Below are 19,879 nucleotides of genomic sequence, written 5' to 3' on the forward strand. Positions count from 1 at the left end.
ATACAACCGCATGATACGTCGAACTTTTATCATTCTTGCAACCATGGCCGCAGCCAGCTCTGCCGCGGCAGGTTCATTTGCGTCCAAGGACGAGATTCAAAACGCCATAAGCGATCATACCTATCAGGGTGGTATGCTGTCTGGCGCCTTCACCGAGTATTACGCGCCGGATGGCACCATCAAGGGCGATGGATACATCGGGGCCTGGAAGGCCACGGACCATGGCATGTGTTTTCAGTACGGCACCGATCCGGAAAACTGTTGGGATCTGAAGATCGAGGGTGCCGCCATCACATTGTTCAAGGATGGCAAGGTCGATGGCGCGGGCGTTGTTGTGGAAGGTAACCCGAATTCATACTAAAACACCTGTCCCATGCCAGGCGCACTGAAACGCCTTGGCATGGGACCCCTTTGATCAATGGGATTTGATCAGCTTTGTCGCCACCGGGATCAGCACCATCCCCCAGGCCAAGCCAAAGACACCGTCCAGAGTTGCCTTGGCAGCCCATTTGACAACCGCTTGATACTGTTCGGACACCGAATGACCGAGGGCATAGGCCCAGTCATGGATATGATGACCCAGCCAGCCAAAGCCCAGAACCTCCATCCCGTGAATCAAGATCGAGCCGCCTACCCATAGCATCGCGGCGGTGCCGACAACGGACAGGGTTTTCATCACCGCTGGCATAGCCTTGACCAGACCACGGCCCAGCCCCCGCCCGATTGGCGTCGGCGCGTTCTGCGCCAAAAATAAGCCAACGTCGTCCATTTTTACGATCAGCGCGACCGAACCATAGACGGCCACGGTAACCCCTATCCCGACAACGGCCAGGGTCGCGGCCTGCATCCAAAAGTTCGGGGCCTCAATCGCGGCCAGGGCAATGGTCATGATTTCCGCAGACAGGATGAAATCGGTCTTGATCGCACCTTTGACCTTTTGCTCCTCCAGATGCCCGGGGTCGCGCACATCCATGTCTTTTTCGATGGCCTGGTTGCCATGGGGAAACAGGACATGAAAAATCTTCTCGGCCCCTTCGAAACACAGGTATGAGCCGCCGATCATCAGCAAGGGCGTAATCAGCCACGGCGCGAAATTGGCCAATAACAGAGCGACCGGCAACAGCAGCACGAGCTTGTTGAACACGGACCCGCGCGCAATACGCCAGATGATCGGCAATTCACGCGCCGGCGCAAAGCCCTGAACAAATTTCGGCGTGACGGCTGCATCATCAATGATGACCCCTGCGGTCTTGGCCCCGGCCTTGCCCGCCGCCGCAACCACATCATCCACGGATGAGGCCGCAACCTTTGCAATCCCTGCAACATCATCCAATAGGGCCAACAGACCACTCATCGCGCTTCCTTTCCTTTCACCTGCCGCAATCGGAACCTACCTGATCCGACGCTTAGCGCAAGCGTTAGCGCAACCGTCGCAAGTTTGCGCTAACACACTAAAAATATGTCACATTTGGTCTTTTGAGAACGCGGTTTCATGGCTATATGGCCCCAAAGCAAGCGCATTTTGGAGACGTCTGATGACCATCAAGGTCGGTATCAATGGTTTTGGCCGCATCGGCCGCTGCACCCTGTCGCACATCGCCGCGTCAGGCCGTAACGACATCGAAGTGATCAAGGTCAACGCAACCGGCCCATTGGAAACAACGGCGCACCTGCTGAAGTACGACAGTGTCCATGGCCGTTTTCCCCGCGATGTCGCCATCAATGGCAACACCATGGATTTGGGTCGCGGCCCCATGGAGATGTTCTCGACCTATGACATGAACGAACTGGATTGGGACGGCTGCGATATCGTTCTGGAATGCACCGGCAAGTTCAACGATGGCCTCAAGGCCAACACGCACTTTGAGCGTGGCGCGCAAAAGGTTCTGCTGTCCGCCCCCGGTAAGAACGTCGACAAAACGATCGTCTATGGCGTCAACCACAACAGCCTCACCGCCGAAGACAAAATGGTCTCGAACGGGTCTTGCACCACGAACTGCCTTGCCCCGCTTGCCAAGGTTCTGGACGAAGGCATCGGGATCGAGCATGGCATCATGACCACGATCCACGCTTATACCGGTGACCAGCCGACGCTGGACCGCCGCCACAGCGACTTGTACCGCGCCCGTGCTGCGGCCATGTCGATGATCCCGACCTCGACCGGTGCGGCAAAAGCGCTGGGTGAGGTTCTGCCCAACCTCAAAGGGCGTCTTGACGGGTCCGCCATCCGCGTCCCGACCCCGAATGTCTCGGCTGTGGACCTGTCTTTCCGTGCAGCCCGCGATGTCACAGTTGAAGAAGTGAACGCCATCGTTCGCGAAGCCGCACAAGGCCCGATGCAGCGCGTTCTGGGGTATGAACCCGCCCCTCTCGTGTCGACCGACTTTAACCATACCGAAGAAAGCTCCATCTTCGCGCCCGATCAGACCCGCGTCGTAGACAACCGCATGGTTCGCGTGCTGGCCTGGTATGACAACGAGTGGGCCTTCTCGGTTCGCATGGCCGACGTCGCCGTCGCCATGGGCCGGCTTAACTAAGATCGATTTGAAATCTTGAACCTTTTTGCCCGCTCAGGTTATCTGGGCGGGCTTTTCCGTTCGGGGCCCAAATGACCAATCAAATCGCTATCTGGCTTGGCCTGCTTATTCTTGGCGGGATCATCATCGACTATATCGTGGTTGGCCCCGAGCATCTGCTGTTCCTCGGCAAGAAACTTTACGCCTTTCTGGATTGGATCGCCTTCTGGCGCTGACTGAGGTTTTGCTTGACTTTTCCGCTGATCCGGCTTTGTTAGCGCTAACTTATCAATGGCCGACACGCGGACGGAGCAGAAAATGAAACTTAGACTTGCAATCAACGGATTTGGGCGGATTGGGCGCGCCGTACTGCGGGCCACTATGGAAACGGGTCGCAAGGATATTGAAATCGTAGCCATTAACGATCTGGCCAAACCTGAAATCAATGCGCATCTTTTCGAATTCGACAGCGTGCATGGCCGTTACGCTAAGCCAGTGTCGCTTACCAATGATGGTCTGGACGTGGGCGCTGGTCCGATCCGCTTGTCGTCTGAGCGTGATCCGGAAAACCTGCCTTGGTCCGATGTGGACGTCGTACTGGAATGCACCGGCGTATTTCGCACGCGCGAAGCCGCCGCGCGCCACTTTGCCAACGGATCGAAAAAAGTTCTGATTTCCGCCCCCGCACGCGGCGATGGGGACGTGAAAACAATTGTTTACGGGGTGAATGAAACCATGTTGACCGCCGCGGATACCATCGTCTCGAACGCGTCTTGCACCACCAACTGCCTGTCCCCGGTCGCTGCTGCGTTGGACGTCGGGCTTGGTATCGTTCACGGCAACATGACGACCGTACACGCCTATACCGCCAGCCAACCTGTCCACGATACAGCGGGCAAAGACCCCTATCTGTCCCGGGCAGCCGCATTGTCGATGATCCCGACAACAACCGGGGCGGCATCCGCCGTGGGTCTGGTCCTGCCGCAGCTGGCCGGAAAGCTGACAGGCCAAGCCATTCGGGTTCCGACACCGAATGTTTCGGTTGTTGATCTGGTGACAGAAGTCTCTCGCCCGACGACCGAGGTAGAGGTTAACGCGCTGTTTGTTGAGGCGGCAGCCAAGATCCCCGGCGTATTGGCGGCTGAAAACCGCCCCCTGATCTCGGTCGACTTTAACCATGATTCCCACAGCTCGACCGTGTCGCTGCCCGAAACCAAAGTCACGGACGGCACGTTGGTTCGTGTACTGGCCTGGTACGACAACGAATGGGGCTTTTCGAACCGGATGCTAGATACGGCCGCGACGATGGGTGCCCTAAGCTAACCGCTCGCGCAGCGCGGCGTTGACGCGGGGCGTGACGAATTTCGACACGTCCCCGTCCAGTCGCGCGATCTCTTTGACCAGTTTCGACGCAATCGCCTGATGCCGCGCTTCGGCCATCAAAAACACGGTTTCGATCGAGTCGTCCAGGACCCGATTCATTCCAACCATCTGAAATTCATATTCAAAATCCGCCACAGCCCGCAGCCCGCGCACGATGATCTGGGCGCCCACGTCACGCGCGCAGTTGATCAGCAGGTTTTCAAAAGGATGGGCAACGATTTCCGTTCCGGTCTGCTCGGACAGGTGGGCGCATTCCACCTCTATCATCGCGACGCGTTCTTCCAACGAGAACAAAGGCCCCTTATCCCGGTTTATCGCGACACCGATTACAAGTTTATCCACCAGGGCCGACGCGCGCCGGATGATGTCGATATGACCCAAGGTGATCGGATCAAAAGTTCCGGGATACAATCCAACCCTCATCAGAGCCTCCTGCGCAATAATATTTCTGCGCAAGCAAACATAACTCTGCCGCAGGTGCAAGAGGTCGCATCACCGGATCAGGGCATCAATGCCCCATTATCATGCCTTCCAACGCGTCTTTTTCCATGGCCAGTTCAGCCAGTTGGGCCTTGACCACATCGCCAAGCGTTACGATGCCAATCAACTTGCCGTCTTCGACCACGGGCATGTGGCGAAAGCGCCCTTCGGTCATTTGCGACATGATATCCTGAACGGAATCCTGCTGTTTTGCCGTGACCAGATCGCTGGTCATGTAGGCGCTGACCGGCTGGTTCAGGCACCCGCTGCCGCTGGCGGCCAGTTCGCGCACGATGTCACGTTCCGACAGAATGCCCGTTGCCGTCTCGCCGCCATCCTCGGACACAACTACCGTCCCGATCCGCTTATCCGCTAGTATTTTTGAGGCCTCGGACACCGTGATCGAAGGGCTTACCGTTTCAACCCCTCCAGTGGCCTTGGATTTCAGAATTGCCTGGACAAGCATATGCGTAACCTCCGAAATAACTTCCTGTTTTCCAAAGCGTTGCCGGAATGTCCAAACCTGTCAAGGTGAAGCTTCGGCTTCAAGCCGCTCAACCTCTTCGCGAATGCCCTGCGTCAGGGCCTGGGCAAACCGGTTCAACCTTTCATTTCGCTGATCCCCCTGATGACGCACCAGATGGAAACTGCGCGTCAGACTCACCTGATCCGTCAGGATTTTCTTCAGGTTCGGGTGAAAAGGCAGGGTGAAATCATGCGCCACACACACTCCGGATCCCAAAGTAACCTGCCGCAATTGAACCGAGACCGAGTTCGATGCAAGCGCGACACGGTCAACGCCGATTTCCACCAGATAGTCCAACTCACGATCAAAGATCATATCCGGAATGTAACCAATCATCCTGTGGGGTTTCAGCCCTTCCACCGAATGGATCGCTGGGTGGCTTTCCAGATACTCTTGCGTCGCGACCAGGTGCAGCTTGTAGTCGCTGATCTTCTGCACCAACAGCTTTCCGGCAGTCGGCGCGCTGACCGTAACGGCCATGTCCGCCTCGCGCCGCGACAGGTTGATGATCCGGGGCAAAGCCAGGATCTGGATGTCCAGGTCGGGGTTGGCCTTGCATATCTTCGCGCAGACCTGCGGCAGCAGGTAGTTGGCGCATCCGTCCGGTGCCCCTATCCTGATCTGACCGTTAAGCGTCTTGGACGATCCCGCCAGTGCGCCGGCTGCGGCGCGCATCGCTTCTTCGGCTTGCAGGCCATGATCCATCAGCCGTTCACCAGCGGGGGTCAGGATATAGCCCTGCTGAGATTTGGTAAAAAGCGGCCGGTCCAGCGATGTTTCCAGCCGCGCAATCCTGCGCCCAACCGTCGCAGGATCAATCTTCAGCACCCGACCGGCTGCTGACAGGCTGGATTCTCGGGCAACGGCCAGAAAAACCCGCATATCATCCCAATTTGGCGTCACACCCCACCTCTTTGCATTTTTGCAAAGCTTCTTTGAATTATTGCCCCTGTTCAACCAATTTCTGCAAGCCTATTCTGCGCCCAAAATCACCGGAGGAATTCGCAATGAATGAACTGTCCCACTTCATCAACGGCGAGAACGTTGCTGGCACGTCCGGCCGTTTTGACGACATCTTCAACCCGGCCACAGGCGAGGTGCAGTATAAATGCCCGATGGCCAGTGTTGCCGAAACCAATGCAGCCATTGAAAGCGCAGCAGCAGCCCAGCCTGTTTGGGGGGCAACCAACCCGCAAAAGCGTGCCCGCGTCATGATGGCGATGGTCGGCCTGATGAATCGCGACATGGACAAACTGGCCGAGGCGCTGAGCCGCGAGCACGGGAAAACCATCCCCGATGCCAAAGGCGATCTGCAGCGCGGGCTTGAGGTGATCGAATACTGCATCGGCGCACCGCAGATGCTGAAGGGCGAATACACCGACAGCGCAGGCCCGGGTATCGACATGTATTCCATGCGCCAACCGCTTGGCGTTGTTGCGTCGATCATGCCGTTCAACTTTCCGGCCATGATGCCCCTGTGGCATGTCGGCCCGGCGCTTGCCTGTGGCAACGCCGTCGTGCTGAAACCGTCCGAACGCGATCCGTCCGTCCCGCTGATGCTGGCCGAGCTGTTCGTCGAGGCCGGTCTGCCGAAAGGCGTGTTCCAGGTCGTGAACGGCGATAAAGAGGCGGTGGATACTCTGCTGGACAGCGACATCATTCAAGGCGTGTCTTTTGTCGGATCGACGCCGATTGCGCATTACATCTACTCGCGCGCGACCGCGAACGGGAAACGTGCGCAGTGTTTTGGCGGTGCCAAGAACCACATGATCGTCATGCCCGACGCGGATCTGGATCAGGCGGCCGATGCCTTGGTCGGTGCTGGTTTCGGCGCAGCAGGCGAACGCTGCATGGCCGTGTCCGTCGCTGTTCCCGTGGGTGAGGATACCGCAGACGCCCTTATCGAAAAGCTGGTGCCGCGGATCGAAAAGCTGAAAGTCGGTCCCTACACCGCTGGTGATGACGTGGACATGGGCCCCGTCGTGACCGGTGCCGCGAAAGAGCGTATTCTGGGCCTGATCAATTCGGGCATCGAACAAGGCGCCTCGCTGGTTGTCGACAACCGGGATTTCAGCTTGCAGGGCTACGAAGATGGCTTTTTTGTCGGCCCGCATCTGTTTGACCACGTGACACCCGAAATGGACATCTACAAGCAAGAGATCTTTGGCCCGGTTCTGTCCACCGTTCGCGCGGGTTCGTATGAAGAGGCGCTGAAGCTTGCCATGGACCACGAATATGGCAACGGGACCGCGATCTTTACCCGCGATGGCGACACCGCACGCGACTTTGCGTCTCGTGTGAATATCGGCATGGTTGGTGTCAATGTGCCGATCCCGGTTCCGTTGGCCTATCACACGTTTGGCGGCTGGAAAAAATCCATGTTCGGCGACCTGAACCAGCATGGTCCGGACAGCTTTAAGTTCTATACCCGGACCAAAACAGTGACGGCCCGCTGGCCTTCGGGGATTAAAGAGGGCGGCGAATTCAACTTCAAAGCCATGGATTAATCCGCCCATCCGCGGATTTCCCTTAAAACACAGACCCGGCCCCGACGTGGCCGGGTTTTTTTTTCGGCAAAGCTCTGCCAATTCGGGGCGTTCTGGGCGATCTCACAAAAAATTCAGGCTTCAAACTCTGGCAAAATGGTGCGTGCATCAATATTTAGTCGGAAAAGTTTCTATCGAGCCGTTTTTGAAACCGGAGGCGACATTGTCAAATTCCCGCATCACCCGCCGCTCTGCCCTGTTGGGTGTGGCGTCTATTCTGGCAACACCGGTCCTTGTGCGCGCGCAAAGCACTGATGCTTTTCCGCAGGACGAAGAAGCCATCAGCACGCAAGCACCGGTCCGGCGAAACGTATCCTCTTTCTCAAAGCAGAACTGGCAGGACCATTTTGACGAATTGGGCGTCGGTTGCCTGCTGGCGGATATCACCAGCCGCGCCGTCCATTATTGGGGTCCTGATGGCACCTACAAGCTGTATCCCAGCTCGGTTCCGCAAAGCGAGGAACTGACCAAACGTGGATACACCAAAGTGGTCAGAAAAAGCGAAAACCCCACCTGGACCCCGACCCCATCCATGCGTGAACGCGATCCGACACTGCCAATCCGCATGGAAGGCGGAGAGGCCGGAAACCCGCTGGGCACCCGCGCCATGTATCTGACATGGCCCGCCTATCTGGTGCATGGAACCTATGACACCAGAAAAATCGGTCGCCAAAGTTCATCCGGCTGCATCGGGCTTTATAACGAACATGTCGAGGATCTGTACCCGTTGGTCCAAATCGGAACGCAAGTCCGTTTGGTTTGACGCAAAAAGCCCCGATCCCAGCGATCGGGACTTTTTTCTGGTAAAGCCGTTGATCTATTCCGGCAATATGACGGCATCAATCACATGGATGACGCCATTGCTTGCTTCGATGTCAGCTTGTACAACTTCTGCGCCGTTGACCTTCACACCATTTTTGGCATTGACGCTCAGACGGTCGCCTTGAACCGTCAGAACCTTTGCACGTTTGCCCGCAATGTCACCTGACATGACCTTTGCCGGAACCACGTGATACGTCAGAATTTCAACCAGTTGGTCTTTGTTTTCAGGCAACAGCAGGGTTTCCACTGTTCCTTCGGGCAATGCGGCAAAGGCGTCGTCCGTTGGGGCAAATACGGTGAACGGGCCGTCGCCCTTGAGTGTATCCACCAATCCAGCGGCCTGAACGGCAGCGACCAATGTTGTGAATGAACCGGCCGAAACCGCAGTGTCCACAATATCCGCTGCCTGTGCTTTTACAGGCAGGGCAAGTGCAAATGCGGCGGCAGCGCCCATAAGTGTACGGCGAAACATGGCTGTCATCTCCTCTCCAGCTTGTTATGGAAAGGGGTACGGAGGCTTAACCGCGCCGGATCACTTTGAGGTCACTTTTCCTTGACCTGAACCCAGATGCTTTGCGCCCGCCCGTCTTTCAAAAAGGGCAGCGCCTCAACCGCGTCAGGGCGATCCTGTTGCAGGAAGTATCCCGGCCAAAGCATTGAATACGCACCAGATTGCAGCAAAGCGTGCAGCATGTACTGCTCACCCCAACCCGGGCAGTCGTAAAAGAACCGCTTGGGGTATTCGTAGGGTAGAAAAACATCGTGTACATGAATTACCACACCAGCTTTCAGCGTGGGAATGATCCGGCAGAAAAGATGGGCGACATCATTGCTCATGCGGACAACATGGCTGGAATCGATGAACAGCACATCACCTGCCTCAAGCTGTTCGAACAGCGCGGGGTCGACCTCCTCAAGCCGTTTTTGTTCGAACTGATCGACCACATGGGCGATGTCGGCACGGGGATAAGGATCAATCGCCGTGACCTGCGCTTGCAAGTCACCATCAAGGATTGCCTGCCTTGTGACGCGGGTAGAGTTGCCGCAGCCAACTTCGATCACGCGCTTGGGTTTGTAACGGCGGATCATAAGATACAGCGCGTCCGCATCCGGGCTGTCGTAGTAACCGTTGCCCGCACGATACCCGGTCTTATTGCGCGCGGGGTCTTTCAGGGCCTTTAGATCCTGCGCGTGGGTTTTGTATTCCTCGGCCAACTGCCCGATGTCGAAATTCGCCATCCCGGGTGAAAGGGCATAGGCAGGTCGGGTCAATCCCCCTGCCCGCTCGAACGCCTCAAGCCGGGCGCGCTCGTCCCGTTCGGTCACCTTGTCGATCAGCTTCACTCCGAACCGATCAAGAGCGGCATTCAGCCGTGGAAATTTCCTGGGTTTCACGCGGGGCTCCGGGTTGGGTCACTGTGTTCCCTGCTCCTTACCCTTGCCGACGGGGGCATCGCAAGAACCCCACGCTCAAACACTTGGCAAAAAGGCAATTTCCGTATTCACTGATATGCATTGAATAGCGAGGGCCGCCATGCAGCAGGATTACACGCTGGGCATCGAAGAAGAGTATCTGCTTGTCGATCGCGACAGCCTGCAACTTGCCAAAGCGCCAGCCGCCCTGATGAACGCCTGCCAAACCGATTTCCAGGGACAGGTCAGCCCCGAGTTCCTGCAATGCCAGATTGAGGTTGGCACTCGCCCCCACACGACCATCGCAACCGCGCGCGAAGACCTGAAACGCCTGCGATCCTGTGTTGCCCAGCGTGCGGCTGAATATAACCTCGCGCCGATTGCCGTGTCCTGCCATCCGTTTGCCGATTGGAAGACACAGCACCACACGCGCAAAGATCGGTATGACGCGCTGTATCATGCGCTTGGCGGTGTTGCGCGGCGCATGTTGATATGTGGAATGCACGTTCATGTCGGCGTTGATGATCCGGCTTTACGGGCCGATCTGATGCCGCAGCTGTCCTATTTCCTGCCACATTTACTGGCGCTGTCCACGTCCTCACCCTACTGGAATGGCGAGGACACGGGGTTGTCGTCCTATCGCCTGACCGTGTTTGACAATCTGCCCCGCACTGGCCTGCCACCGGATTTGGCCAGTTGGACGGATTACGAACGTACCACGGGCATTCTGGTCGAACTGGGCGTGATCGAAGACACATCGAAGATCTGGTGGGATTTACGTCCCTCACACCGGTTTCCAACGCTTGAAACACGCATCATGGATGTGCAGCCACGAATGGAACACGCGCTGTCGCTGGCGGCGATGGTTCAGGCCCTGACCAGAATGCTGTGCCGCCTGAAGGATCGAAATCAGCGTTGGCGTCAATATGATCGGTTTCTGATCGGCGAAAACCGCTGGCGCGCACAGCGTTACGGTGTGGGCGAAGGGATGATCGACTTCGGCGACCGCTCCATCAAACCCATGCCCGAGCTTATGGGAGAGCTTATGGGTATGTTGGCCGAAGATGCCGAGGCCCTGGGAACCATGCCCGAACTTGCCCGGTTGCAGCAAATAGCACAAAATGGGACGTCGGCCACCAGACAACGCCGGGTCCACGCAGAAGCCGCCGCAAGGGACGAAGATGCTGGCAAAGCGGTCGTACAGCATTTGATTGATGAATATCACGCCGACTTGTAGCCGTTCAGATACTTCGCCGCATATTAGCCCACAACCGATCAGCGCAAGGAATTGCTGGTCGTGCAAAATTTCTGTAAGGATTGCGAAATAAACACTCGTTCAATTCATCAGGCAGCGTGGGAGGCAAGCCATGGATTTTGCAGCGACCGAAGAACAGACCGCGATCTTCGATATGGCGTATGAATTCGGGCAGCAGCACATCGCCCCCTATGCCCGCCAATGGGAAACCGACGGCACCATACCCAAAGACCTTTGGCCACGTATCGGAGAGCTGGGCTTTGGCGGGCTCTACGTGCCCGAAGACAGTGGCGGATCGGGCCTGACCCGTCTGGACGCCACGCTGGTGTTCGAGGCGCTGTCGATGGCCTGCCCTTCGGTTGCGGCCTTTCTGTCGATCCACAACATGTGCGCCAAGATGCTGGACAGTTTCGCCAGTGATGCGCTGAAATCCCGCATCATGCCCGACGTGCTGAGCCTGAAAACCGTGCTGAGCTATTGCCTGACCGAACCCGGATCAGGCTCGGACGCGGCGGCGTTGAAAACCCGCGCTGAACGTACGAACGAAGGGTACACGCTGAACGGAACCAAGGCGTTCATCTCGGGCGGCGGCTATTCGGACGCCTATGTCTGCATGGTTCGAACCGGTCCGGACGGCCCCAAAGGCATTTCGACCGTCTATGTCGAGGATGGAACACCCGGCCTCAGCTTTGGCGCGCTGGAACAAAAGATGGGCTGGAAAAGTCAGCCGACCGCGCAGGTCCAGTTCGACGATTGCAAGATTCCCGCCGACAATCTTGTGGGGATCGAAGGTGACGGTTTCAAATATGCGATGATGGGTCTGGACGGTGGGCGGTTGAACATTGCGTCCTGCTCGCTGGGTGCGGCGCAGGCCGGTTTGGACATGACCTTGCAATACATGTCCGAACGTCAGGCATTCGGGCAGTCCATTGATCAGTTTCAGGCCCTGCAATTCCGGCTGGCAGACATGGAGATCGAGCTTCAGGCCGCCAGAACCTTTCTGCGTCAGGCCGCGTGGAAACTGGATCAAGGCGCACCTGACGCCACCAAATTCTGCGCTATGGCCAAGAAATTCGTGACCGAGACCGGATCGAAAGTCGTCGATCAATGCCTGCAATTGCATGGCGGATATGGCTATCTGGCCGATTACGGAATTGAAAAGCTTGTTCGTGACCTGCGCGTGCATCAGATATTGGAAGGCACCAACGAAATCATGCGCGTGATCGTTGCGCGCCAGATGCTTGCCCGTCACTGAGGATCAAATGCCAGACATCGACATCCGCACCACAGGCCGCGCCGGGCGCATCACATTGTCCCGGCCCAAAGCTCTCAATGCCATGAGCTACGACATGTGCATGGCCATCGACACCGCCCTGCGCAATTGGCGCGAGGACGACGCGATTGATCTGATCGTCATTGACGCCGAAGGTGACAAAGCCTTTTGCGCAGGTGGCGACATCGCCGACCTATATGCGTCCGGGATCAAAAAAGACTTTGATTACGGACGCAAATTTTGGCGCGACGAATACCGGTTGAATGCGCTGATCTTTGAGTACCCCAAACCCGTGGTCAGTTTTCTGCAGGGTTTCACGATGGGCGGCGGTGTTGGCATCGGTTGCCACGGCAGCCATCGCATCGTTGGCGAAAGCTCGAAAATCGCGCTGCCTGAATGTTCGATCGGGTTGATCCCCGATATTGGCAGCTCTCTCATGCTTGCCCTCGCCCCGGGCCGACTGGGGGAATATCTGGGCACCACCGGCCACCGCATGGACGCGGCAGACGCCATCTATGCCGGATTCGCGGATCTCTACATCCCTATCGCCCAATGGCCCGACCTGATCGAAATGCTTGAGGCATCGGGCGACGCCGGGTTGTTAGCGGATCACGCACAGACACCGCCGGACAGCAAGCTGCAACAGCTACAGCCCGAGATTGACGTGACTTTCGATGGTGAAACTCTGGGTGACATTCTGACCAATCTACGCCATCGCGATACACTGCCCGACGCGCTGTCCAACATGGGACGGAACGCGCCGTTGTCGATGGGCTGCACCGTCGAATTGCTGCACCGCCTGCGAGGAGAGAACCTGACCCTGCGAAAGGCGCTGGATCTTGAATACAGGTTCACCTTCCGCGCCATGGAGCACGGTGATTTTCTTGAAGGCATTCGCGCCCAGATCATCGACAAGGATCGCAATCCGAACTGGCAGTTTCAGGATCAAATTGTGCCCGCTGTAGCCGTTTCAAAGATGCTGCAACCTTTGGGCCCCGATACACTGACATTTGAGGAGGATTGAGGAATGAAAATCGGTTTTATCGGCCTGGGCAACATGGGCAATCCGATGGCGGCCAATCTTGCCAAGGCCGGGCACGAGGTGACGGGTTTCGACATGGCAGATGTCTCGGTTCCCGGCGTATCCATGGCAGAGACTGGCGCGCAAGCGGCAACAGATGCCGAGATCGTCATAACCATGCTGCCAAACGGCCAAATTCTGCGCGCAGTCGCGGATGAAATCATTCCGGCGATGCAGGCGGGCGCGGTATGGATCGACTGTTCGACCGTAGATGTCGACAGCGCTCGTGCCGTTGCGGATCAGGCAAAGGGTGCTGGCGTTCTTGCGGTGGACGCGCCGGTATCCGGGGGTATCGGCGGTGCGTCGGCCGGTACGTTGACCTTCATGGCAGGCGGAACCGACGCCGCGTTTGCCAAGGCAACCTCGCTGTTCGACATCATGGGGCAAAAAGCCGTCCATTGCGGCGAAGCAGGCGCGGGTCAGGCTGCCAAAATCTGCAACAACATGATCCTGGGCGTCACGATGATCGCAACGTGTGAAGCTTTTGCTTTGGCCGACAAACTTGGGTTGGACCGGCAAAAGATGTTCGATGTTGTCAGCACATCCTCGGGCTATAGCTGGACGATGAACGCCTATTGCCCTGCGCCGGGTGTTGGGCCGCAAAGCCCGGCCGACAATGACTATACGCCCGGGTTTGCCGCCGAACTGATGCTGAAGGACTTGCGTCTTAGCCAGCAGGCAGCCGAAAGTTCGGACGCGGATACGCCCATGGGGCAAGCCGCAACCGCGCTGTATGAACAATTTGTCGAAGCCGAAGGCGGACTGGGCATGGATTTCTCGGCGATGCTGCCACGGTTCGAAAAACGCGGCCGGAGTTAGAGTTTTTCCGGCGGGAACACGCCCAGAGTCAGGCCATTAGGCTGCGCACTCTTTCTCAAGCCGGAAAAGATGTGTCAGGTGACGTTCCAGACTTCTACAGGAGCTTGTCATGAAACGCCTGACCATTGCCTTCTTAGTTGCAGGGCTTTCGCTGAGCCCTGCTGTAACCTTGGCCGGTAACGGAAAAGGCAAGAAAAAGACCTCGGTGAAAATTGAACGGGTTGCGCCGACAAACGTCAACAAGATTGGCCACTGCCCGCCCGGGCTGGCCAAGAAGGCTGTGCCCTGCGTTCCACCGGGGCAAGTCAAAAAGCTGTACCGAACGGGGGACCGGATTGATCGGGATTACATCCGTATCAACGATCCATACCGATACGGATTGAACCGCGGCGGCAACTATGTGCGCGCCGGAGGTTATGTCTACAGGATCGACCCCGACACGCGAAAAGTTCTGAACCTAATCGGTGCCGTGGTCGATATCCTCTACTGATCCGCAAATTCACGCTATTCGGCAGCAACTCGTTTCGGGTTCAACATCGGTTTCAGATAGTGTCCAGTATGGCTGCTAACGCAATCGGCCACCTTTTCCGGCGTACCTTCCGCCACAATCTGGCCGCCGCCATCACCGCCTTCGGGGCCGATATCAATGATGTGATCGGCGGTTTTCACCACGTCCAGATTGTGTTCGATCACGACAACGGTGTTTCCCTGATCCACCAGTTCGTGCAGCACTTCCAGCAACTTACGGACGTCTTCAAAGTGCAGACCGGTCGTGGGTTCATCCAGAATATACAACGTGCGCCCGGTCGAGCGTTTGGACAGCTCTTTCGACAGCTTCACGCGCTGCGCCTCGCCGCCTGAAAGGGTCGTCGCCTGCTGACCGACCTTGATATAACCCAGACCAACCCGTGCCAGCGCATCCATCTTGTCGCGGATCGACGGCACCGCCTTAAAGAACTCCTGTGCATCTTCTACAGTCATATCAAGGACATCGGCAATGGACTTACCCTTGAACCTGATCTCAAGCGTCTCGCGGTTGTAGCGCGCGCCCTTGCAGGTTTCACAGGTGACATAGACGTCGGGCAAAAAGTGCATTTCGATCTTGATGACACCGTCACCCTGACAGGCCTCGCACCGGCCGCCTTTGACGTTGAAACTGAACCGTCCGGGTTTATACCCGCGCGCCTTGGCTTCCGGCAGGCCAGCGAACCAGTCGCGGATCGGGGTGAAAGCCCCGGTGTAAGTCGCTGGATTCGAACGCGGAGTCCGGCCGATGGGGCGTTGATCAATATCAATCACCTTGTCCAGGTGTTCCAACCCTTTGATCGTTTCACAAGGTGCAGGCGTCTGACGCGCGCCGTTCAACCGCATGGAGGCGGTTTTGAACAGGGTTTCAATCGTCAGCGTCGATTTACCGCCGCCCGACACACCCGTCACGCAAACGAATTTGCCCAAGGGGAAATTGGCCGTGACCGATTTCAGGTTGTTGCCAGTCGCCTTGACCACCGAAACCTTCTTTTTGTTACCCTTGCGCCGCTTTGCCGGCACGGCAATTTCACGCGTTCCCGACAGGTATTGCCCCGTCAATGATGCCGCATCCGCCGCGATCTGGTCAGGTGTCCCCTGGCTGACCACCTGCCCGCCATGCACACCGGCCCCCGGACCAATGTCAAAGACGTAATCCGCCTCGCGGATGGCTTCTTCGTCGTGCTCGACGACAATCACCGTATTGCCCTGATCACGCAAGTTTTTCAGCGTTCCCAGCAAGCGGTCGTTATCGCGCTGATGCAACCCGATCGACGGTTCGTCCAAAACGTACAATACACCCGTCAGACCAGATCCGATCTGGCTGGCCAGCCGGATACGCTGGCTTTCACCGCCAGACAGTGTTCCACTTGAACGTGACAGCGTAAGATATTCCAACCCCACGTTATTCAGAAACCCTAGACGTTCGCGAATTTCCTTAAGAATGGCGCGGGCGATCTCATTCTTTTGGGCAGTCAGTTGGCTTGGCGCGGTGTCGATCCACGCCAAAGCCTCTTTGATCGACATCTGCACAAGCTGCCCGACATGCATCTTGGCAATCTTGACGGCCAAGGCTTCGGGACGCAGCCGGTATCCGTTACAGGCACCGCAGGGGCGGTTGTTCTGATACCGCTCGAACTCTTCCCGTATCCAGGCGCTGTCGGTTTCGCGATAGCGGCGTTCCATATTGGGAATCACGCCTTCGAAACTGCGGGTAACCTGATAGACGCGCCCACCTTCGTCGTAGCGGAATAGAATTTCTTCATCCCCTGAGCCGCGCAGAAACACTTGTTGAATCTTCTCAGGGATATCTTTCCAAGGCGTGTTCTTGTCGAACTCGTAATGCCGGGCGATGGATTCAATGGTCTGCAGAAAGTAGGGCGACTTACCTTTGCGCCACGGGGCCAGCGCGCCGTCGTACAGTTTTAGCGTCTGATCCGGGACCACCAGGCGTTCGTCAAAGAACAGCTCAACACCCAGGCCATCGCAGTCCGGGCACGCACCGAAAGGCGCGTTGAACGAGAACAACCTGGGCTCGATCTCAGGGATCGTGAAACCGCTGACCGGACAGGCGAAGTTTTCGCTGAACGTAATCCGCTCAGCATCACCTTCGCGGGGTGCTGTTTCCAGAATCGCGATTCCGTCGGCCAGATCCAGCGCCGTGCGCAAACTGTCCGCCAACCGTGTTTCCATTCCTTCGCGCACGACCAGACGGTCTACGACCACGTCGATGTCGTGGCGGTACTTCTTGTCCAGCGTGGGCGGTTCGTCGAGTTCATAGAACTCTCCGTCCACTTTGACCCGCTGAAAGCCCTGCTTGCGCAGTTCCAAGAATTCCTTTTTGTATTCCCCCTTGCGATCTCGCACGATGGGGGCCAGCAGATAGCCACGGGTGCCCTCCTCCATCATCATGATGCGGTCAACCATGTCCTGCACCTGCTGTGCCTCAATGGGTTGACCTGTGGCTGGGCTATATGGCGTTCCCGCACGGGCAAACAAAAGACGCAGATAGTCGTAGATTTCAGTGACAGTGCCAACTGTCGAGCGCGGGTTTTTGGACGTGGTCTTCTGTTCGATCGAAATCGCCGGAGACAGGCCGCTGATGTGATCCACATCCGGCTTTTCCATCATGTCCAGAAACTGCCGCGCATAGGCCGAAAGGCTTTCGACATAACGGCGCTGACCTTCGGCATAGATCGTGTCGAAAGCCAATGAGGACTTGCCCGACCCCGACAATCCGGTGATCACCACCAGCTGATCGCGCGGAATATCCACATCAATGCCTTTGAGGTTATGCTCGCGCGCGCCGCGCACCTCGATATTCTTAAGCTCAGCCATTTTCGGCCCCCAACACACAAGTGTCCTAGAAATAGGCGAGCGGCACCGAGTCTCCAACAGAAAAGTTAGAACAAAGTGAGAACTGCCGTTTTTTTGCCAATTCAACCCGACCCAACGCCTGATATAGGCGGTGGTCCCCTGAAGGGGAAGTTTTAGTATTCGTGAAACAAGGAAAATGGCGCGGTTGACGGGGCTCGAACCCGCGACCCCCGGCGTGACAGGCCGGTACTCTAACCATCTGAGCTACAACCGCGCATTTAGGGTCTATGTCCGATCCATTAACCCGGATCAAAGGCTGGCAGCGATGGCGCGGTTGACGGGACTCGAACCCGCGACCCCCGGCGTGACAGGCCGGTACTCTAACCAACTGAGCTACAACCGCCCGCTGCCCGTTCATTGCTGAACGTTGGGGTGTATTATGGCCACGCCCGGACATCGTCAAGCGGCGTTTTGAAGTTTTTTCAAAGAACATGATTTTTTCAGGCGCGATGAGCGTTCAGAACCTGCCACCGGCAAGATTTTTCTGCGCGAAACACATTTCAGATTCCTGTACTCTTGCGAACCAGAGAAAGTCGCTGTAATAGCACGGCCTACGGGTGATTAGCTCAGTGGTAGAGCGCTTCGTTCACATCGAAGATGTCAGGAGTTCAAATCTCTTATCACCCACCATTCCCCCTTTCGCCAGCGTAAAACAATCTGTCTCTATCGCTGACAAGTGCTTGTCAGAAAACAATCTTACTGCGTATCCTTTCGCGTACTGCCGTGTGATCAATCGGCGATGGCGGACGGAGTTGACTCGTGGCCAGATTGAAACGGGATATCGGCCTGGTCGGGCTTACCTTCATCTCGGTCGGGGGCATCATCGGGTCCGGCTGGCTGTTTGGGCCGCTTCTGGCGGTGCAACACGCGGGGCCAGCGGCAATTCTGTCGTGGATCATCGGCGCAGTGGCCATGTTCATTCTGGCGATCACATTTGCCGAGATTTCGGCCATGCTGCCAATACCGGGTGGCATCGCGCGGGTGCCGCAGTTTTCACATGGCAATATCGTGTCGATGGCGATGGGGTGGACGGCCTGGATCGGCTATAACACCACCGCCCCGATCGAGGTCGAGGCGATGCTTAAATACCTTGCGCCCTATGCCTCGTGGCTGCACGCGGCCGAGACCGGCGACCTGACCGGCGCAGGCATTGCCGTTGCGCTGATCCTCATGCTGCTGTTCGTTGCGGTCAATGCGTTGGGCGTCAAGTTTTTCACGCAGGTGAACGCGACACTGACATGGGCGAAAATCGCAATTCCTATCATTCTGACGGTCCTGCTGATTGCCAGCCGGTTTGACACCCAGAACTTTACCCACCCGGATGGCTTTGCGCCCTATGGGTTGCAAGGCATCCTGGCCGCAGTTTCGACCGGAGGGGTGATCTTTTCCTTTATCGGGTTTCGCCACGTGGTCGACATGGCCGGCGAGGTCCGCAATCCCAAATTCGCCATCCCCGCCGCGCTGGTCCTGTCGATCGTGTTATGCGCCGCCATCTACCTGGGCCTGCAGATCGCCTTTATCGGGGCGTTGGAGCCCGACATGGTCAAAGGCGGCTGGCATGCCCTCAGCTTTGGCGCTCAGGGCCCGTTGGACGGCGTCATAATCTCGGTTGGGTTGGTCTGGTTTCTGAGTGTCCTGAACATTGGATCGGTGATTGGCCCATTCGGCAATGGGCTTGTTGCGACCGGATCAAACGCGCGGATCGCCATGGCCTTGTCGAAAAACGGGTTTCTGCCAGAACGATTGAGGGTTTTGTCCTCATTCGGCGTTCCGCTTTGGGCTCTGGCGCTGAATTTCCTAATCGGAATCCTGTTTCTGTTGACGGTTCCTTTCACCACGGTCATTGCACTGAATGGGGCCGCGATCGTGCTGTCATTTGCGGTTGGTCCCATCGCCGTTGTGTGCCTGCGCCATCTGATGCCGGATCACCCCCGATCCATCCGAATCCCCGCCGTGAAACTTGTTGCGGTTTCAGCCTTCGCCATCGCGACGTTGATCGTTTACTGGAGCGGCTGGGACACGGTCTGGCGTCTGGGCATCGCGCTGGTCATCGGGATGGTCCTTTTGCTTGTCCGGTTCCGCAATCGACTGGACGAGATGGACGTGACCGAGGCGCTGTGGCTGGCACCTTATTTTATCGGGATCGGGCTTTTGTCCTATCTTGGACAATTCGGAGATAGTGCGTTGAAGCAAATCCCATTCGGCTGGGATATCACGCTTTGCGTTCTGTTTTCGGCAGCGATCTTCGGCTTGGCGGTGCGTTCCGCCCTGCCCCGGGAAAAATTCCAGAAATACATCGCCGAAGAAGAGATTCTGGACCCGAAAAAACCCGTCATCGGGTTGTAAAAAAGGCGGGGTTTCCC

General features: G+C 57.1%; 19 protein-coding genes and 3 tRNA genes. 13 read left to right on the plus strand and 9 right to left on the minus strand.

What is annotated here, in order from left to right; translation table 11 throughout:
- Nucleotides 1-10: 10 nt before the first annotated feature.
- Nucleotides 11-361 (plus strand): hypothetical protein, encoded by a 351-nt coding sequence (locus JT51_RS01410; protein ID WP_152563280.1) that lies wholly within the window; start codon nucleotides 11-13, stop codon nucleotides 359-361.
- A gap of 54 nt (nucleotides 362-415) precedes the next feature.
- Here the strand turns inward: JT51_RS01410 and JT51_RS01415 are convergent, their stop codons facing one another.
- Nucleotides 416-1,354 (minus strand): DUF808 domain-containing protein, encoded by a 939-nt coding sequence (locus tag JT51_RS01415; protein ID WP_037307040.1) that lies wholly within the window; start codon nucleotides 1,352-1,354, stop codon nucleotides 416-418.
- 181 nt (nucleotides 1,355-1,535) lie between these two features.
- Here JT51_RS01415 and gap (JT51_RS01420) point away from each other — a divergent pair, with 181 nt between their 5' ends.
- The 3 genes from gap (JT51_RS01420) (at nucleotide 1,536) to gap (JT51_RS01430) (ending at nucleotide 3,839) form a co-directional block, all read left to right on the plus strand.
- On the plus strand, nucleotides 1,536-2,537 hold the full coding sequence (gene gap / locus JT51_RS01420) for a type I glyceraldehyde-3-phosphate dehydrogenase (RefSeq protein ID WP_037307043.1): 1,002 nt from the start codon (nucleotides 1,536-1,538) through the stop codon (nucleotides 2,535-2,537).
- A 71-nt stretch (nucleotides 2,538-2,608) separates the two neighbouring features.
- Nucleotides 2,609-2,752: a hypothetical protein gene (locus tag JT51_RS22040; protein WP_037307046.1), complete on the plus strand. Its 144-nt coding sequence runs from the start codon at nucleotides 2,609-2,611 to the stop codon at nucleotides 2,750-2,752.
- 82 nt (nucleotides 2,753-2,834) lie between these two features.
- Nucleotides 2,835-3,839, plus strand: a complete 1,005-nt coding sequence (gene gap / locus JT51_RS01430; RefSeq protein WP_037309228.1) for a type I glyceraldehyde-3-phosphate dehydrogenase — start codon at nucleotides 2,835-2,837, stop codon at nucleotides 3,837-3,839.
- Here gap (JT51_RS01430) and coaD read toward each other — a convergent pair.
- From coaD to JT51_RS01445, 3 genes are all read right to left on the minus strand, one after another.
- On the minus strand, nucleotides 3,831-4,322 hold the full coding sequence (gene coaD, locus JT51_RS01435; RefSeq protein ID WP_037307048.1) for a pantetheine-phosphate adenylyltransferase: 492 nt from the start codon (nucleotides 4,320-4,322) through the stop codon (nucleotides 3,831-3,833). The two genes, gap (JT51_RS01430) and coaD, sit on opposite strands and share 9 nt — an antisense overlap.
- An 85-nt stretch (nucleotides 4,323-4,407) precedes the next feature.
- Nucleotides 4,408-4,845, minus strand: a complete 438-nt coding sequence (locus JT51_RS01440) for a CBS domain-containing protein (RefSeq protein WP_037307049.1) — start codon at nucleotides 4,843-4,845, stop codon at nucleotides 4,408-4,410.
- Nucleotides 4,846-4,905: 60 nt separating this feature from the next.
- Nucleotides 4,906-5,808, minus strand: coding sequence for a LysR family transcriptional regulator (locus JT51_RS01445; RefSeq protein WP_037307051.1), 903 nt, complete (start codon nucleotides 5,806-5,808; stop codon nucleotides 4,906-4,908).
- 104 nt (nucleotides 5,809-5,912) lie between these two features.
- Between JT51_RS01445 and JT51_RS01450 the strand changes: the two genes are divergently transcribed.
- Nucleotides 5,913-7,412 (plus strand): CoA-acylating methylmalonate-semialdehyde dehydrogenase, encoded by a 1,500-nt coding sequence (locus JT51_RS01450; RefSeq protein ID WP_037307054.1) that lies wholly within the window; start codon nucleotides 5,913-5,915, stop codon nucleotides 7,410-7,412.
- Nucleotides 7,413-7,614: 202 nt separating this feature from the next.
- A complete protein-coding gene (locus tag JT51_RS01455; protein ID WP_037309230.1) occupies nucleotides 7,615-8,214 on the plus strand; it encodes a L,D-transpeptidase in 600 nt (199 codons plus the stop codon).
- A 54-nt stretch (nucleotides 8,215-8,268) separates the two neighbouring features.
- Here the strand turns inward: JT51_RS01455 and JT51_RS01460 are convergent, their stop codons facing one another.
- A complete protein-coding gene (locus JT51_RS01460; protein WP_037309233.1) occupies nucleotides 8,269-8,745 on the minus strand; it encodes a fasciclin domain-containing protein in 477 nt (158 codons plus the stop codon).
- A 71-nt stretch (nucleotides 8,746-8,816) separates the two neighbouring features.
- Nucleotides 8,817-9,668 (minus strand): class I SAM-dependent methyltransferase, encoded by an 852-nt coding sequence (locus JT51_RS01465; protein ID WP_037307056.1) that lies wholly within the window; start codon nucleotides 9,666-9,668, stop codon nucleotides 8,817-8,819.
- A gap of 139 nt (nucleotides 9,669-9,807) precedes the next feature.
- On the opposite strand from JT51_RS01465, the gene JT51_RS01470 reads away from it, so the two are divergent.
- From JT51_RS01470 to JT51_RS01490, 5 genes are all read left to right on the plus strand, one after another.
- Nucleotides 9,808-10,923: a carboxylate-amine ligase gene (locus JT51_RS01470; protein ID WP_037307058.1), complete on the plus strand. Its 1,116-nt coding sequence runs from the start codon at nucleotides 9,808-9,810 to the stop codon at nucleotides 10,921-10,923.
- A 130-nt stretch (nucleotides 10,924-11,053) separates the two neighbouring features.
- A complete protein-coding gene (locus JT51_RS01475; protein ID WP_037307060.1) occupies nucleotides 11,054-12,196 on the plus strand; it encodes an acyl-CoA dehydrogenase family protein in 1,143 nt (380 codons plus the stop codon).
- Nucleotides 12,197-12,203: 7 nt separating this feature from the next.
- On the plus strand, nucleotides 12,204-13,238 hold the full coding sequence (locus tag JT51_RS01480; protein ID WP_037309236.1) for an enoyl-CoA hydratase/isomerase family protein: 1,035 nt from the start codon (nucleotides 12,204-12,206) through the stop codon (nucleotides 13,236-13,238).
- A 3-nt stretch (nucleotides 13,239-13,241) separates the two neighbouring features.
- On the plus strand, nucleotides 13,242-14,114 hold the full coding sequence (gene mmsB, locus JT51_RS01485) for a 3-hydroxyisobutyrate dehydrogenase (RefSeq protein WP_037307062.1): 873 nt from the start codon (nucleotides 13,242-13,244) through the stop codon (nucleotides 14,112-14,114).
- Nucleotides 14,115-14,223: 109 nt separating this feature from the next.
- On the plus strand, nucleotides 14,224-14,604 hold the full coding sequence (locus JT51_RS01490) for a hypothetical protein (protein WP_037307064.1): 381 nt from the start codon (nucleotides 14,224-14,226) through the stop codon (nucleotides 14,602-14,604).
- A gap of 14 nt (nucleotides 14,605-14,618) precedes the next feature.
- Here the strand turns inward: JT51_RS01490 and uvrA are convergent, their stop codons facing one another.
- The 3 genes from uvrA to JT51_RS01505 form a co-directional block, all read right to left on the minus strand.
- Nucleotides 14,619-17,477, minus strand: a complete 2,859-nt coding sequence (uvrA, locus tag JT51_RS01495) for an excinuclease ABC subunit UvrA (protein WP_037307066.1) — start codon at nucleotides 17,475-17,477, stop codon at nucleotides 14,619-14,621.
- A 176-nt stretch (nucleotides 17,478-17,653) separates the two neighbouring features.
- Nucleotides 17,654-17,730 (minus strand) — tRNA-Asp (locus JT51_RS01500).
- A 52-nt stretch (nucleotides 17,731-17,782) separates the two neighbouring features.
- Nucleotides 17,783-17,859: transfer RNA gene (locus JT51_RS01505), tRNA-Asp, on the minus strand.
- A 212-nt stretch (nucleotides 17,860-18,071) separates the two neighbouring features.
- Between JT51_RS01505 and JT51_RS01510 the strand changes: the two genes are divergently transcribed.
- Together JT51_RS01510 and JT51_RS01515 are read left to right on the plus strand one after the other, a co-directional pair.
- Nucleotides 18,072-18,146, plus strand: a tRNA-Val gene (locus JT51_RS01510).
- 129 nt (nucleotides 18,147-18,275) lie between these two features.
- On the plus strand, nucleotides 18,276-19,862 hold the full coding sequence (locus JT51_RS01515) for an APC family permease (protein ID WP_037307068.1): 1,587 nt from the start codon (nucleotides 18,276-18,278) through the stop codon (nucleotides 19,860-19,862).
- Nucleotides 19,863-19,879: the final 17 nt, after the last annotated feature.

The organism is Ruegeria halocynthiae (genome assembly GCF_000743705.1).
GTDB classification, from domain to species: domain Bacteria; phylum Pseudomonadota; class Alphaproteobacteria; order Rhodobacterales; family Rhodobacteraceae; genus Ruegeria; species Ruegeria halocynthiae_B.

What these genes read in the sequence shown, in the direction of transcription:
- uvrA (WP_037307066.1), bottom strand. Translation starts at nt 17,477, where the DNA reads ATGGCTGAGCTTAAGAATATCGAGGTGCGCGGCGCGCGCGAGCATAAC.
- JT51_RS01480 (WP_037309236.1), top strand. Translation starts at nt 12,204, where the DNA reads ATGCCAGACATCGACATCCGCACCACAGGCCGCGCCGGGCGCATCACA.
- JT51_RS22040 (WP_037307046.1), top strand. Translation starts at nt 2,609, where the DNA reads ATGACCAATCAAATCGCTATCTGGCTTGGCCTGCTTATTCTTGGCGGG.
- gap (WP_037307043.1), top strand. Translation starts at nt 1,536, where the DNA reads ATGACCATCAAGGTCGGTATCAATGGTTTTGGCCGCATCGGCCGCTGC.
- JT51_RS01450 (WP_037307054.1), top strand. Translation starts at nt 5,913, where the DNA reads ATGAATGAACTGTCCCACTTCATCAACGGCGAGAACGTTGCTGGCACG.
- JT51_RS01470 (WP_037307058.1), top strand. Translation starts at nt 9,808, where the DNA reads ATGCAGCAGGATTACACGCTGGGCATCGAAGAAGAGTATCTGCTTGTC.
- JT51_RS01490 (WP_037307064.1), top strand. Translation starts at nt 14,224, where the DNA reads ATGAAACGCCTGACCATTGCCTTCTTAGTTGCAGGGCTTTCGCTGAGC.
- JT51_RS01410 (WP_152563280.1), top strand. Translation starts at nt 11, where the DNA reads ATGATACGTCGAACTTTTATCATTCTTGCAACCATGGCCGCAGCCAGC.
- JT51_RS01440 (WP_037307049.1), bottom strand. Translation starts at nt 4,845, where the DNA reads ATGCTTGTCCAGGCAATTCTGAAATCCAAGGCCACTGGAGGGGTTGAA.
- JT51_RS01460 (WP_037309233.1), bottom strand. Translation starts at nt 8,745, where the DNA reads ATGTTTCGCCGTACACTTATGGGCGCTGCCGCCGCATTTGCACTTGCC.
- JT51_RS01415 (WP_037307040.1), bottom strand. Translation starts at nt 1,354, where the DNA reads ATGAGTGGTCTGTTGGCCCTATTGGATGATGTTGCAGGGATTGCAAAG.
- JT51_RS01475 (WP_037307060.1), top strand. Translation starts at nt 11,054, where the DNA reads ATGGATTTTGCAGCGACCGAAGAACAGACCGCGATCTTCGATATGGCG.
- mmsB (WP_037307062.1), top strand. Translation starts at nt 13,242, where the DNA reads ATGAAAATCGGTTTTATCGGCCTGGGCAACATGGGCAATCCGATGGCG.
- gap (WP_037309228.1), top strand. Translation starts at nt 2,835, where the DNA reads ATGAAACTTAGACTTGCAATCAACGGATTTGGGCGGATTGGGCGCGCC.
- coaD (WP_037307048.1), bottom strand. Translation starts at nt 4,322, where the DNA reads ATGAGGGTTGGATTGTATCCCGGAACTTTTGATCCGATCACCTTGGGT.